The organism is Roseibium sp. HPY-6, assembly GCF_040530035.1.
Taxonomy (GTDB): Bacteria; Pseudomonadota; Alphaproteobacteria; order Rhizobiales; family Stappiaceae; genus Roseibium.
On record NZ_JBEWCD010000005.1, the window covers coordinates 68,469 to 83,992 of the forward strand.

The 15,524-nt window shown below is 57.5% G+C and carries 8 protein-coding genes; 4 read left to right on the forward strand and 4 right to left on the reverse strand.

Features of this window, described 5'->3' with window-relative positions:
* Genes ABVF61_RS31850 through ABVF61_RS31860 form a run of 3 tightly spaced genes read left to right on the forward strand, consistent with a single transcriptional unit; the run spans position 1 to position 7,918 of the window.
* Positions 1-1,305, forward strand: coding sequence for a contractile injection system tape measure protein (locus ABVF61_RS31850; RefSeq protein WP_353997649.1), 1,305 nt, complete (start codon positions 1-3; stop codon positions 1,303-1,305).
* On the forward strand, positions 1,302-6,542 hold the full coding sequence (locus tag ABVF61_RS31855; RefSeq protein ID WP_353997650.1) for an eCIS core domain-containing protein: 5,241 nt from the start codon (positions 1,302-1,304) through the stop codon (positions 6,540-6,542). Before ABVF61_RS31850 ends, ABVF61_RS31855 begins: the two co-directional genes overlap by 4 nt.
* Positions 6,539-7,918, forward strand: coding sequence for an ATP-binding protein (locus ABVF61_RS31860; RefSeq protein ID WP_353997651.1), 1,380 nt, complete (start codon positions 6,539-6,541; stop codon positions 7,916-7,918). The genes ABVF61_RS31855 and ABVF61_RS31860 overlap by 4 nt, the downstream gene beginning before the upstream one ends.
* A 27-nt stretch (positions 7,919-7,945) precedes the next feature.
* On the opposite strand, the gene ABVF61_RS31865 is transcribed toward ABVF61_RS31860, so the two are convergent.
* The 4 genes from ABVF61_RS31865 to ABVF61_RS31880 form a co-directional block, all read right to left on the reverse strand.
* A complete protein-coding gene (locus tag ABVF61_RS31865; protein WP_353997652.1) occupies positions 7,946-9,454 on the reverse strand; it encodes a SpoVR family protein in 1,509 nt (502 codons plus the stop codon).
* The gene (locus tag ABVF61_RS31870; RefSeq protein ID WP_353997653.1) at positions 9,447-10,769 is read right to left on the reverse strand and encodes a YeaH/YhbH family protein; all 1,323 of its coding nucleotides are present in this window, start codon (positions 10,767-10,769) and stop codon (positions 9,447-9,449) included. Before ABVF61_RS31870 ends, ABVF61_RS31865 begins: the two co-directional genes overlap by 8 nt.
* Positions 10,770-10,789: 20 nt before the next feature.
* Positions 10,790-12,724, reverse strand: coding sequence for a PrkA family serine protein kinase (locus ABVF61_RS31875; protein WP_353997654.1), 1,935 nt, complete (start codon positions 12,722-12,724; stop codon positions 10,790-10,792).
* 319 nt (positions 12,725-13,043) lie between these two features.
* Entirely contained in the window at positions 13,044-13,598 is a 555-nt protein-coding gene (locus tag ABVF61_RS31880; RefSeq protein ID WP_353997655.1) for a LuxR C-terminal-related transcriptional regulator, read from the reverse strand.
* A 407-nt stretch (positions 13,599-14,005) separates the two neighbouring features.
* Here ABVF61_RS31880 and ABVF61_RS31885 point away from each other — a divergent pair, with 407 nt between their 5' ends.
* A complete protein-coding gene (locus ABVF61_RS31885; RefSeq protein ID WP_353997656.1) occupies positions 14,006-15,490 on the forward strand; it encodes an ABC transporter substrate-binding protein in 1,485 nt (494 codons plus the stop codon).
* Positions 15,491-15,524 lie beyond the last annotated feature (34 nt).

Here is a 15,524-nt window from a genome sequence, read left to right on the forward strand (position 1 = left end):
ATGTCCGGTGAGACACACCGGGTAGGTTGCGCCCGTTTCCAAATCTCGGGCCCGGACCAGGCAGCCCTTTTGCAATGGCGCACAAGGCTCGAAGCGGCCGGGTCGGCCGACCTTGAAAAGGCGTTCGATGCCGCAATGACGGGTCTTCTGCCGCAGGACGAACTGCTTGTCATTGACCGGCTGGAGGTCGATCTCGGTGAATTCGCTGCCGACGATTTCGATCTCTCCAGGCTGACCGCAGCGATGCGCGAAGCACTGCACCGTGCGTTGGTGCAGTCGGTCCGCCGGCCGGACGTGCCACCAGCTGTTCGCTCCGCAATCCAAGTTCGGCAAGGAAGCGAACGGCAAGCCTTTCGGGTGACGCTGGCGCTGTCTGCCGACAGAGTTCTGTTGACATATCTTTTGACCGGGCGGCTTGGCGCGTTGGCGCCATTTGCCAATCTGCGCGAGCTCTACGGAGCTATGGAAGTCACCTCTGCAACCATTGAATCTTTCAAACAGTTTTTGTCATCGCGGGCCTTGCTGACGCGCCGCGCTGCGCTGATGCGTCTTTTTGCTACAGCGCCTGTGCCGCTGATCCGCACCTTGTTCAGTCAGGCGTACCCCGATCTTTTCGACGCAGTCTTACAAGAAACACTGGAGGCTCTGCCCGACCAAAAAACAGGGTTTGAAACCGGGCAGAGAGTGCACTCCGAAGTCGTGGCGATGGTTCAGGATGTGTCCAAAGCGCTCGAAAGTGCGCATCCGGTGCCCGATGTGTCCGAAGAAGTCCGTCCAGACGATGCAGACCCGGATACGGCACCCGGCGGGCTTTTGTGTGTGAATGCCGGCCTCGTTCTACTGCATCCGTTTCTGCAGCCTTACTTCGAAGGCGTTGGCCTGATGCAGGCAGGTGCGTTTATCGAACCTGAAGCACAAATCACCGGGGCAAGACTGCTGCATGCCATCGCGACCGGCGAGGTCGAGCATTTCGAACCGGACCTGGTGATCCCGCGTCTCTTGTGCGCCGTCCCCGATGATCAGCCGGTGCTGCCGCTGACCGAACTTGAACCGGATCATCTTGCCGAAGGCGAGCGCATGCTTTTGGCTGCTATCGATGCCTGGAAGGGCATCGGCCATGCCACGATCGAGGGCATTCGGGAGACGTTCCTACGCCGGCAGGGCGTCCTGACCGGGCCGCCGGACAGACTGCTGCTGACGGTCGAACGCAGTGGTGTCGATATCCTCCTCGACCGGCTGCCCTGGGCGCTCAGCGTAGTAACCCTTCCTTGGCTGACCGCCCCCCTGAAGGTGGACTGGACATGAAAACAGCCGCCCGAATGCCAGCGAAGACGGAAACGGGCCGTGCGAGCGGACCGCAGGGCCCGTTCTTCAGTGGTGCGGCGGTCCAGACCAAACTGAATGTATCGCGTCCCGGCGACCGCCACGAACAGGAAGCAGATCACGCTGCCGATGCGGTCGTTCATGGCCGAGGGCCGATGAGCGGCGGGAAACTGATTGCGGCCCGGATGACGCCGCTCAGCCACCGGACGTCGGATGAAACTGCAGCGCGGTCTCAGCACGAGCGCGCAAGCGATCCGCAATATGACGAACATGAACCTGTTCTGCGGCCCGACTGTCCGACCGTTGAGGACGAACCTGTTCAGATGGCTGAAGAGGAAGAAGCCCAGACCGCTGCCGAAGAAGACGTTCAAAGGTCTGAGGAGGAAGAAGCTCAGACCGCTGTTGAGGATGCGCAAATGTCCTCAGCGGTCGACGTGCAGATGGCGCAGGAGGACGAGGTTCAGGCGGCACCTGAAGAAGACATCCAGAAGGAGCCTGAGGAGGATCTTCAAAAGGCCGAGGAAGACGAGGTCCAGCGCGCAGAAGAAAACGCGCAGCTGAGCGAAGATGAAGAAGAGGTGCAGATGCGCGGCGAAGCGCACCGGCCGTCGGCGCGGGCCATCCGGATGGGCGTTGTCGAGCGCCAGCTTCGCGCCTCACGCGGGCGGGGCAATCCGCTATCCGAACCCGTCCGCCGAAAAATGGAGGCCGCGCTAGGAGCAGAACTCTCCGGCATTCGCATACATACCGACACACCGGCTGTCCTGATGACAAAGATGTTGAACGCGAAAGCCTTTGCGTCGGGACGGGACATCTATTTTTCGCCGCATCGATATGCGCCAGGAACCAAGCGGGGCGATCATCTGATTGCCCATGAATTGGCGCACACCCTCCAGCAAGGTGCCGTCGAGCTGAGCGACAAGGCGCCTGTTGCGCGGATGCCGGAGGGCGACAAAGTCGCCTCACGGCCGGAAAGCCTGAGGGCTATCGGTTATGCCAGGCAGCACATTGGCAAGATCAACTCCAAGGCGCGCGATGCGGAAGGCAACCGGTTCGGCTGGCAGCGCCTTCTGGAGATCTTCAGGGGTGCCTTCGATGGCGATGTGGTTGACCCGACGGTGATCAAGAAACCGATCATGAAGGATCCCTATGGGTTGCCGCACTGGTGTGGGATCTTCGCCTGGTCGAACCTGCGTAAGGCGGGGCTGCCGCTCCCGCCCTGGAAGCTGGGCGTGAGTATTCTGCCGCATGTGGGTGTCAGGCCTGCGAACAAGCTTCCTCAAAAAGGTGACATCGCATATCGGAAAACCTGGCCTGGTGTTCATCCGCCCACACACCATCAGGCGCTGGTGACCGGCGTGGAGAGCATCGAGACCGCAGCTGGCAAACCGTTCGATTCCATCATGATAAGAACCGTCGACGGGAATACGGCCGGTAATGACAACCTGGGCGGTCAGGTTGAGGAAAAGTGGCTTCCGGCGCGCCTTTGGGACAGTTTCTTCGATCCGACTGCGAAGCTCTCGCTTCCCGAAGTGCCGTTGATCGTTACAGACCGTTCTTCGGAAGACCTGGGCGGCCTTGGAGACGACGGAGAATCCGGCGAAACAAAGGTGCAGGAGACCGGATCGCAAGTTGAGCCGGCACCGGTCGTGGATGACGAACCATCACCGCCTGTTCCCGCCGACGTATTGCAGCCACCGAACGAAGATGTCGGTGTCGACCTGCCACCACAACCTGATGCGTCTGTAGAGCCTGCCGCGAAAGTCGAGAAACTGTCGCTCGAAGGGTCATCAGACAAGGCAATGACGTCCTTTCTGGATGCTTCGCCGAGCCAAATGGCAGTCACAGCGCCGACAGTTGGCGGTACGCTGGACGCCAAGGCAAATGCTGAAAAAACCAAGGCGGCTGATGACGCGCCTGTGCTGGAGGCCAAGACAGGCGGTGAGCTTAACCCGGAAATCACCGCGCCCGGTGACATCCCAACACCTCAGGACACGACGCTCGGAGCGGACGGAAAGGGTCCGGAAACCGGGAACCTGACCGCCGATCCCTATCAGGAAAAAGGAACTGCACCGACCACGCGCACCATGCGGGACAAGGTCAAGAAGCAGCCGGAAGGTGGCTTCCTGGATTGGCTGAAGAACCAGTTCACCAACCTGATGGCAAGTATCCGCACAAGCGATGACAGTGTGAACACCAGCGCGGGCGCGCGAAAACGGGTCGCGCTGACCGGTAAGGCTGATCTCGGCCAGATGGGCCGTCAGCGGTCCGAAGGCACCGAGAAACTGCGCGGCGAGCGCGACAAGCAGACGGCTGAATTCCGCAATCATCCAGGCCAGTCGAACATTCAGCCGCGCAAGGTGGAAGAAAAGAAAACCGCTCCGGTTTCGAAAGAGCCGTCGGAACCTATTGCCGAGCTGCCTCCCGACGAAGGGGCAGCGGACTACGCGTCGGCAGAATTGCCGCAGCAGATCAGGGATGCGGCTGACGCGAAGATCGCTCCCGACCTGCACGCCAATGTCGCCGAGGCGCGTTCGCAAACGGTTGCAGCGGCGGCCAAGCGGGACGCTGACAGGGACGCGAGCGTCACAGAAGCTGAGAGCCGCGCGGAAAAAGCCAATATCGAGGCGGACGACAAGCAGCGTCAGGCGGTGGTTGCCGGACGCGGCGATGTTGCCAGGACGCAGGGCGACGCCATTGGCAAGGCCTATGAAGGCGTTGCGAAATTCGCCGGGGATGCCGGCAAGCGCGAGACGGATGACGCCAAGAAAATCCGAGACAACGTGAAGATCGAGGAAGGCAAAGCGGACAAAGAGCTTGAAAAGGGCGAGGAGAAAGCCCGCAATCACAAGAAGGATGAAGAGGCGAAGGCAGCCGCTAAAAAGAAGGAGTTGAAGGAAAAGAAAGAAAAGCAGGGCCTTTTCGACCGCGCCGTCAGTTTTGTGAAAGAAGCCATCAACAAGATCACTGAAGCGATTGACGCCATCTTCGAAGGCCTGCGAAAGCTCGTCAAAGCCGCCATCGATGCGGCAAAAACCCTGGCGATCGGTCTCATAAATGCCGCGCGCGCAGCGGCCATCGCGGCGCTTGAAGGCTATCGGACATTTGCCAAGGGGCTTATCGATATCACGGTCGGGACCTTCTATCCAGACGTTGCCAAGAAGATGAATGAGGGGATCGATGCTGTTGTCGACACAGCTGTTGACGGTGTGAACGCGGCGGCCGATGGTGCCATCGCGGGAGTGGAGGCTGCCGCCAACTGGCTCGGCAAGAAGCTCAACGAGATCCTCGACAAGTTCAAGGCCGGCCTCAAGGGCGCGATCCGAATGGCAGGGGCTCTCATGACGGGAGACCTTGCGGGCGCTGCCAGGATCGCCGTGGAGACAGCTTGCGAGATCGCGGGCATAGATCCGAAGCCGGTATTCGATTTCTTCGACAGGGCGAAGTCTCAGCTCGTCGCGATCCTCAAGTCCCCCGGCAAGTTCATCAACAATGTCATGACCGCTGTCGGCATGGGTGTGCGTGGATTTGCCGAACGCTTTGGCCAGCATTTCAAGACCGGTGCGATCCAGTGGCTGACAGGGGCTTTGTCGGCGGTTCCGATCACGTTGCCCGCGAAATGGGACATCAAGGGCATTTTCAGTCTTGTGGCGCAGATCCTGGGGCTGACCTATGAAAACATCAAGTCGCGGATCATCAAGAAGTTCCCGAAAGCGGCCAAGATCTTCGATCTTGTCGAAAAGGGTTTCACGTTGATCAAGAAGCTGGTCAACAAGGATTTCAGCGGTCTTTGGGAAGAGGTCAAGGCGAAGCTGGCGAGCCTCAAGCAAACGGTGATCGACGGCATCAAGAACTGGGCAATCGTCAACGTCATCAAGGAAGGCATCATCTGGCTGTTAAGTCTTCTCAATCCTGCTTCCGCGCTGGTGAAAGCACTAAAGCTGCTTGCAGACCTTGTTTTCTGGCTGATCGACAATTTCAAGCGGATCAAGGACTTCGTAATGAGCGTCTATACGGCTGTTGCGAATATCGCGGCAGGTGTTCTTGGGCCCGCGGCCAAAGCAGTAGAGAATGCCATGGCGCGCTCATTGCCGGTGGTGATCTCCTTCGTTGCGTCGGCGATCGGGCTGGGCAATATCGGTGAAGCCGTGCAGGGCGTTATTCAGAAGATTACCGCACCGATCAACAAGATGATCGACGCGCTGATCGACAAGGTGGTCGCCTTTGCGAAGAAGCTCTGGGGCAAGGCCAAGAAAGGTGCCAAGAAGGTCAAGGACGCAGTGAAGAAATTCCTGTGGCCGAAGAAAGGCTTCACCGGCAAGGACGGCAAGGCGCACAGCATCCAGGTTTCCGGCGGGAAAGGCGCGAAGCGGCTTGTTATTCGTTCGTCTCCGGTTCCGGCAGCCTCCTTCATCGACGCCTATATGGCGACGCTTTCGTCACCCGATGATGCCAAGAAGAAACTCGCCAAAGACGCCAAGGATCTCATTGCCAACAAGATCGAACCTCTCATCAAGAAAATTGACGAGCGGGTTGAGAGCGGCAAGGAGGCCACCAAAACCCAAGGGGCTGATCTCCTCAAGCACGAAACCGAACTTTCAAAAATGCTGCGCCAACTGGTGACCAACACCAAGCTTGCCAAGGCAAAGGAGCGTTACAAACTGGAAGGTTTGACGGGCCGATACAAACAGATGGTGACGATGAAGGGGGACTGGTTGACGCCAGACCATCAGCCTCAGGCAAAGACTTTCAAGATCCTCTCGAAGAAATGGTACTTCGCAAAGAAATGGGGGGGCGCCAAACTGCGTGATCACGCCAAGGGACACGCGGATGCGGCCATCGTCATCAACCTGCATCACCGCCGGCACGTCGCGGGCAGGACCTACGGTAGATCACCGGCCGATTTCATTCAGTCTGTGGAGACGATTGAAAACGCAAACCCCGCGCCGTCAAATGCCGAGCCTGAAAAGCGAGGTGCCGTGGCGAAGACCCTTCGAACAAAAACAGTCGGGTTGCTGTCAGGTGAGCTTTCACAGGACGTCGCGGCCATAAAGGGGGTAGTCGCCAGTACTGATCCAAGCGCGAAGCAATGGTCGGACATTGCGGAGTTTGCTGATACGAAGAAAGAAAAGACGGAGCTCATGGACAGCATTCGCAAGCAGGTCTTGCGCGGCCAGGGTGCGGTTGCGAACCAGTCGTTTGCGGGGTTTGACACATGAGCGCTCAAGGATCCGAACCTGTTGAAAAGATCGCGTCCGGTCCTTCCTCGAATGCGCCGAACCTCACCAGGGCTCTGGATTTCCTGGAGACTCTGATTGATGCGCGTGTGCGGGATGTCCAGGACGAGAATCCGGGTACGCTGCCGGAACCGGGGTTTTTCGACGACGGATCGTCGTTTGGTGACTTTATTAGGGATCGTAGGCCGAGTTTTTCGGACTGGGTGGTGGTCCTGCTGGCGCTTGCGCCACATACACGGCCACAGATGCTTGAGGCGGCCTTCCAGAAGGCTCTGAAAACGCAAGGGGAATTCCCACAATTCGGCACGCGCAGGGATTCAAACAGCCGCTCCCTGATCGCAACGGGCGAAACCGCCGCCTTTCTGCTTGCCGGAGAAGATCTGGAAGCCCGCTTCGAGGTGCAGGCGCTGTTCACCTCCGATCACTGGCTTGCGCGCGAGGGCATCGTCGAGCTTGAATCGCCCGAACCGGGCGCGCCGCTTCTATCCGGACGCATCCTGATGGGACGGGACTGGGTTGAGCTTCTGACTGTCGGGCATAGCTCGACGCCGCCTTTTTCGTCAGCCTTTCCGGCAAGACGTATAGAGACGCAGCGGTCATGGGATGATCTGGTGCTGCCCGCTCAAACGCGCGAACAGCTCGATGAACTGCTCCGTTGGGCGAAACACGAAAAGTCGCTCGAAGGCGATTGGGGCTTCGGTGCCAGACTCAGGCCCGGATACCGTGCGCTCTTTCACGGCTCTTCCGGCACGGGAAAGACATTTGCGGCCACGCTTCTCGGCCGTTCAACCGGCCGCGAGGTCTATCGCGTGGATCTTTCCGCCATCGTCTCGAAATATGTCGGTGAGACCGAGAAAAACCTGTCGTCCCTGTTCCAGGCAGCTCACCGGCGTGGCTGGATCCTTTTCTTTGATGAGGCCGATGCACTTTTCGGAAAACGCACGGCCGTCAAGGACAGTCACGACAGATATGCCAACCAGGAAGTTTCCTATCTCCTGCAGCGGGTTGAGGATTTCGACGGGATCTGCATCCTGGCGTCCAACCTAAGGGCAAATATCGACGAAGCCTTCCTGCGCCGTTTCAATGCGATCATCCGGTTTCCGGAACCCGGGCCTGCCGAACGCAGCGCAATCTGGGACCGATCTTTGCCTTATTGCGGTGCGACGGCTGAACGCGCCGCGCTTATCGAGACGATCAACGGCTATGAACTCACCGGTGGCGGTATCGTCAACGTGGCGCAATTCGCCGCCATCGAAGCCGCTGCGCGCGGCGACAAGGCCCTGGCTCTGCAAGACCTGCAGCTGGGTATCCGCCGTGAAATTGAAAAAGAGGGCCGGGTCTTCAAGGTCAAATCCTGACGCAGGTTGAGCATTCAGACGCGCCGTTCAGTGCACTGTATCCACTTCAACCAGTTCGACCTTGTATCCCCAAAGCCGCTCGACATATTTCAGCGTTGCGGCCTTGGCGTCAGCATCGAGCGGAACGGAGTTGCGCTTTACTGCTTTCAGATGAAGACAGCGATCTCCCAGGAGATCCGCGTCAGCGACCTGGATGTCCGGTTCGAGAGCGGACAAGTCGTGATCGCGGGCCAGCGCGTCACGCAGGTGTCTGTAGCCGTGGGAATTGTGAATGCCCGTTACGGTGCAATAGCGAGAAGACGACTCATCGGAGATCGCAAACATACGGAACCTGCGCATGACAGTGGGCGACAGGAATTGCTGAATGAAGCTTTCGTCCCGGTAGTTGGCCCAAGCGTGTTTAAGGACATTGCGCCAATCACCGGTGCCGGCGATGTCCGGAAACCATTCCTGGTCCTCTTCGGTCGGCTCGATGCAAACGCGTTTGATATCCTCCATCATGGCGAAGCCGAGCGCGTAAGGATTGATGCCGGAAAATCGCGGATCATCGAAGTCCGGCTGGGTCAGAACGTTGGTGTGACTGTGCAGGATCTCCAGCATCGCGCCATCGCTCAAGCGTCCGTCTTTGTGAAGCTTGTTGAGGATGTAGTAATGCACAAAGCAGGCACAACCTTCGTTCATCACCTTGGTCTGTTTCTGGGGATAGAAATACTGCCCGATATTGCGCACAATCCGAAGGATTTCACGCTGCCAGGATTTCAGAATCGGGCTGTAGTGTTCGAGGAAATAGAGCAGGTTTTCTTCCGGCAACTGCATGTCGCGTTTGCGGTCCAGAAGGCCTGAATCCTGTGCCTGCTGGCCTTCCGCCGGGTTCGGAATGGTGTTCCAGAGATAGTAGACGTTCTGTTCGGCGGCAGCGATCCGCTGTTGCCGCTGTTCCTCGGCTTCGCGTAAGGAAAGCTGCCTTGGCCGGCGGTGCCGAAACACGCCGTGCGTCATGAGCGAATGCGCAGCGTCCAGAGTTGCTTCGACATCTTCCTGCCCGTGTTTTTCTTCGCAGCCGGCGATGAAGCGGCGCGCATATTCCAGGTAGTCCAGAATGCCGTCGGCATCGGTCCATTGCTCGAACAGGTGGTTCGACTTGAAGAAGTGGTTGTGACCGAAAGCGGCGTGCGCCATCACCAATGCCTGCAGCGGCATGGTGTTTTCTTCAAGGCAGTAGCTGATACAGGGATTGGAATTGATCACGATCTCATAAGCCAGCCCGCGTGCTCCCTTACGGTAAAGGCGTTCGTGGCCGAGAAAGTGCTTTCCGAATGACCAGTGGTGATACATCAGCGGCATGCCGATGGACGAATAGGCATCTAGCATCTGTTCGGACGAAATGATTTCGATCTGGTTCGGGTAGAAATCCAGTTCGAGATCTTTGCGTGCGACCTGCTCAATCGCGTCGAAGGTTCGCCTTAGGGTGTCGAAATCCCAGTCGGCGTGATCGAAGAGAAGGCTGGACTTGGGTTTCGCTGCGCGCTTAGCCATTGGATTTGCCCGCCGGCTCACGCGCGAATAGTTCACGAAAAACGGGGTAAATGTCGGCGATTGCTGACACGCGTTTGCGCGCAAAATTGGGCCAGGCTTCCGCGACGCGTCCGTAGGATTCCCAAAGTTCCATTCCGGTTGCCTCGCTGTTGATCAGCTGGGCCTCGTCTTCGCCGACGATTTCAACATACGCAAAATACTGGCAGATCTGCATCAGGTCCTCGGTGAGCAGCGAAACGCATCTTTGAGAATCGCCGCTGAAGTTTTCGCCATCGGATGCCTGTGCGGCATAAATGTTCCATTCCGACGGGGGATACCGGTCTTCAATGACCTCTTTCATGACGACGAGGGCTGTGCTGACCACAGTGCCGCCGGTTTGCGGGGAGTAGAAGAACGTGTCTTCGTCCACCTCCGAAGCGTCATGCGTATGGCGGATGAAGACGATGTCCGTCTTTTCATAGCGGCTGTTCAGGAACAGGTGCAGCAGCATGAAAAAGCGCTTCGCCAAGTCCTTTTCCCGTTCGCCCATGGAGGCGGACACATCCATAAGGCAGAACATGACCGCGTTGGCATTCGGCTCCGGCTGCTGTTCGAAATAGTTGTACCGGACATCCAGAGGATCGATATAGGCAACCACCTTGCGCCGTTTGATCATCTTCTCGTATTTTTCGCGCAATGCAGTCAGCTCGTCGCGCTGCTCTGGCGTTGGCGACGCGATTTTTTCCAGTTTGAGGATCCGGCTCAGAAGCTCTTCAGCATCCTTGTCCTTGGGTCGTTTCAGACCGATCCTGCGCCCAAGGGCGTTACGCATCGTGCGCGCGATATTGATGTTTGCAGGCGAACCAGAGGTCGAATAGCCCGCCCGGTGCGGGTGGGTCCTGGTGATTTCCTTCAGGCTCTGCTTGACCAGGTCAGGCAGCTCAAGGTCATCGAAGAAGAAGTCGAGAAACTCTTCGCGGGAGAGGGCGAACAGGAAATCGTCCTCACCGTCACCATCGTCAGATCCCTGCCGACCGCCACTGCCGCCGCCGCCCCGCGGCGGTTTTTCGATCCGGTCACCGGTCTGGAACGTCTTGTTTCCTGTGAACACACGTTCCCTACGCCCGCCATCTGCCGACTTGCGAAAGGATGGTTCGGCAACGCCCTTGGTCGGGACGGAAACGTTCTTGGCCCGGTCGACATCGGCGATACCGCGCTCACGAACGGCGTCCTCGACCGCTTTCTTGATTTGTGACCGGACCCGTTTGAGAAACCTCCGCCTGTTGCTGAGGCTCTTGTCCTTCGGATTCAGCCGACGGTCGATGAAATGCGCCATGGATTACTCGGCCTCCAGGTCTACCCGGCCTTGTTGACGCGCATATACCATTCGACCAACCGTCGTACCTGCCGCTTCGTATAGCCATGCCCGGTCATGCGCTCCACGAATTCGTGGTGCTTTTCGTCGGTCTTCTTGTCCCGCTTCGCTCCGAAACTGATGACGGGAAGAAGCTCCTCGACCTTGCCGAACATGCGTTTTTCAATGACCTGACGAAGCTTCTCGTATCTGCGCCAGTCAGGGTTCTGGCCCTGGTTCTCCGCACGGGCCCTGAGGACAAATTTCACGACCTCGTTGCGGAAGTCCTTCGGATTGGCCACGCCGGCGGGCTGCTCGATTTTTTCCAGTTCCTTTTCCAGAACGCCGCGATCGAAGATCTGGCCCGTATCCGGGTCCTTGTAATCCTGTTCCTCAATCCACGCGTCCGCATAAGCGATGTAGCGGTCGAAGAGGTTCTGACCGTAATCGGTATAAGATTCCAGATAGGCTTTCTGGATCTCGTTTCCGATGAACTCGGCATAGTGAGGCGCAAGTTCCGTCTTGAGGAAGTCCAGATACTTGCTCTCGGTTTCCGTATCGAACTGTTCGCGCCGGAGGGCCTGTTCAAGGACATACATCAAGTGAACCGGATCGGCGGATATCTCCTCCGTGTCATGGTTAAAGGTCTCCGACAGGACCTTGAAGGCAAAACGGGTGGAGATGCCGTTCATGCCTTCGTCGACGCCAGCTGCGTCACGATACTCCTGGAGAGATTTTGCCTTGGGATCGGAATCCTTCAGCATTTCCCCGTCATAGACGCGCAGTTTGGAATAGAGCGTTGAATTCTCGTGCTCATGCAGCCGGGTCAGTACGCTGAAACGCGCCAGCAAGGGCAGGGTCTCGGGCGCACAGGGCGCATCTGCAAGTGCGCTCTGGCTCAGGAGCTTGCCGTAAATGTCCGCTTCACCTGTCGCACGCAAACAGTAAGGCACCTTGACCACGCTGATGCGGTCGAGGAAGGCCTCGTTGTTCTTGTTGTTCTTGAACTGGCTCCATTCGGATTCGTTCGAGTGCGCCAGGATCAGACCTTGGAAGGGCAGTGCACCGATGTTTTCCGTGCCGACATAAGAGCCTTCCTGGGTTGCCGTCAGCAACGGGTGCAGCACCTTGATCGGCGCCTTGAACATCTCGACGAATTCCATCAGGCCTTGCGTCGTCCGGTTCAATGCACCGGAATAGCTGTAGGCATCCGGGTCGTCCTGGCTGAACTCTTCCAGCTTGCGTATGTCGAGCTTGCCGACAAGCGCGGACACATCCTGGTTGTTTTCATCACCCGGCTCGGTTTTCGTGACCCCAATCTGGCGGAGCCGCGAGGGGTAAAGCTTGACGATTGAGAACTTCGAGATGTCGCCGTCGTATTCGTCCAGTCTTTTCGTTGCCCATGGAGAAATCAGTCCCGTGAGCAGCCTGCGCGGAATGTTGTATTTGTCTTCAAGCAGGTCGCCGACACGATTGGCGCTGAACAGCCCAAGAGGAGACTCATAAACCGGGCTTATCTCGTCGCCCGCCTTGAGCACATAAATCGGCTCCTGTTCCATCAGTTTCTTGAGAATTTCGGCGATGCTCGATTTGCCGCCACCGACCGGTCCGAGCAGATAGAGGATCTGCTTGCGTTCCTCCAGACCCTGACTTGCATGCCGGAAAAACCCGACGATGCGTTCAATCGTCGATTCCATGCCAAACAGGTTTTTAAAGGGTGCGTAACGCTTGATCGTCCGGTTCATGAAAATCCGGCCGAGCCGTTGGTCTTGGCTTGTGTCGATGACCTCGGGTTCCCCGATCGCTGCCATCATGCGCTCCGCTGACGTCGCACGCATCAGCGGGTCGTCCCTGCATCCGAGCAGGTAATCCTGGATTGAAATCTCTTCCAGGTGTCTGTTTCTATAATCCTCGGCGAACCGTGTGTATATCTCCATGTTCCACTTCCAGCTAGGCGCTCCCAGAGTACCTGCCCCTGTTAAAGTAGATGGGACTTTCGCCCTTGCTGGCAACTTAAACTTTCGGGTTTCGCAAAAATTTCGATCTCAAAATAAATTGCAGTGAATTTCGTCCGCCTTCGCCTTTTTTAGGGCGTAATGCTGCGGTGCGCCTTGGAGGTGAGCGCACGCCCAAAACCGGTTTTAGGCGGATATCCCCGCAGATTGGCACTTTGCCAAGGTGTCGGCAGTATCAACAATGCCTGGCGCGGAGCTCTGAAAATTCCACAAAATCAGATATTTGACCCCGCAATCTGAGTCACGGTTTCGATGTGCGGTGACCGGACAGTCTTCCCAGCAACACAGCCACGTTTTTCACCTTGAATTTTTTTAGAAGTCTCGCGCGGACGTCCTCCACTGTGCGCGGCGAAACGCCAAGGACCCGCGCCATTTCCTTGCTTGTCTGTCCCTTGGATAAAAGCAACAGAACGTCGCGTTCCCGCGGGGTGAGTGTCGGTCCGCTTTGTGCGTTATCAATCAAGGCAAAGCTGAGGACTGTCCTTGCAAGCGGCACGTCCGGTGTCAGCGTTCTGGCGCGGAACCGGCACCATATCCGGGAACCGTCGGCCCGCTGCATCAGGCGTTCGTCTGTATAGGGCAGGGACTGACTCAGCGGTTTCAGTCCGATGTCGCGGATTTGGTGAAATTCCTCATCGGACCCGTAAAGCAGCCTGAAGCTCTTCCCGATCAGCTGGTCCTTGCGATATCCGAACATGTCCGCAAAGGTCTGGTTGCACGTTCGGATGATGCGGTGCTCGGTCAATGCCAGTCCCATCGGAGCGTAATCGAAAGCAAGTGCTTCAAATTCGTGCATAGGTCACCGTGCTTCTACGGTATTGGCACCGTAGTGCTACGGTAGCATAGTTATCGGTAGATTTGCCAAAATGCTCCGAAACGGCATCACCTTGACCGACCCGCTGATTCGGGAAGTTGACCAGCGGAGCAACGGTGGAAACACGCTGACTCCAATTTGCCGGACTTCCCGTTTCTTGCGGCCCGGACAATTGCCGAGCGACCATAGACAGGTGGTTTTTGTTTGAAGACCAAATCGACGAGGTGCAGGCTGCCCGACAGCGGACCGGGTATTCTGGATTTGACACACAAAACGGGCGAAGATGCCTCGACAGAGAATATGCTAGGTTCAGAAAAGGTCTTGGGTCGGTCGCCGATCGAACTGTTGGCAAAGCCGGAATGCGGCGGCACAGAAGGATGGGGAGAGCTATGGGATTGAATAAGTTTGGGAGTGGGCTGATCAGCGCCCTGGCACTGGCCGCAAGCATTGGCATCGCCGAAGCCAAGAGCGACATCATCGTTGCGATGCAGCTTGAACCACCGCATCTGGACCCGACCAGTGCGGCAGCCGGCGCGATCGATTCCGTGCTGTATTCAAACGTGTTTGAAGGCCTGACCCGGTTCGGGCCAGACGGTTCCGTCAATCCCGGACTTGCAGAGAGCTGGGAAATCTCCGAAGACGGTAAAACCTACACATTCAAACTTCATGAGGGTGTGAAGTTCCACGACGGGACGGAGATGACGTCTGAAGACGTCAAGTTCAGCCTGGATCGTGCGCGCGCAGACGACAGTGCCAATGCACAGAAGGCCCTCTTTGCAGGCATTGAAAGTGTCGAGGTCGTCGACCCTCAGACGGTGACCGTGACCCTGAAAGAGGCCAACAGCAATTTCCTGTTCAATATGGCCTGGGGTGACGCTGTGATTGTTGCGCCCGAGACCATCGCAGACATCAAGACCAATCCGGTCGGAACAGGCGCGTTCAAGTTCTCAGACTGGGTCCAGGGTGACCGGATCGACCTGGAAAAGAACCCGGATTACTGGGGGACGCCGGCAAATCTCGACACTGTAACTTTCAAGTTCATTTCTGATCCGACTGCGGCCTTTGCCTCGGTGATGGCGGAAGATGTGAATGCGTTTGTCGGTTTTCCGGCACCTGAAAACCTGCCGCAATTCGAAGCGGATCCACGGTTCCAGGTGCTTGTCGGTTCGACCGAGGGCGAGACGATCCTTGCCATGAACAACAAGCTGCCTCCGTTTGATAATGCCAAAGTCCGCCAAGCGGTGGCCCATGCGATCGATCGTCAGGCGATTATCGATGGCGCGATGTTCGGGTATGGCACGCCGATCGGAACCCATTTCGCCCCGCATAATCCGGACTATGTCGATCTCACCGAACTCAGCGCGCATGACCCGGAGCTGTCAAAGAAACTTCTGGCTGAGGCCGGGTTCCCGGACGGTTTCGAAACAACGCTGAAACTGCCGCCGCCTTCTTATGCGCGCCGTGGTGGCGAGATCATTGCCTCGCAGCTCCGGGCCGTCGGCATCGAGACGGAAATCACCAATCTGGAATGGGCGCAATGGCTTGAGCAGGTGTTCCGGGGCAAGGATTACGGACTGACCATCGTCAGCCACACAGAACCGATGGATATCGGCATCTACGCGCGCCCGGACTACTACTTCCAGTACGACAATCCGGAGTTTCAGAAGCTGTTCGAGGCGATCACCAGTGAGAATGATCCTGAGAAACGGTCAGACTTGCTCAAGCAAGCTGAAGAAATGATCGCCAAGGACTATGTCAACGGATACCTCTTCCAGCTCGCGTTTCCAACGGTCGCCGACGCGCGGATCAAGGGTCTTTGGAAAAATCAGCCAACCCAGGCGACCGACCTGACGGCTGTATCCTGGGAAGAATAGCGACAATGATCATGAGCGCTTGCTGTCCGGCGGG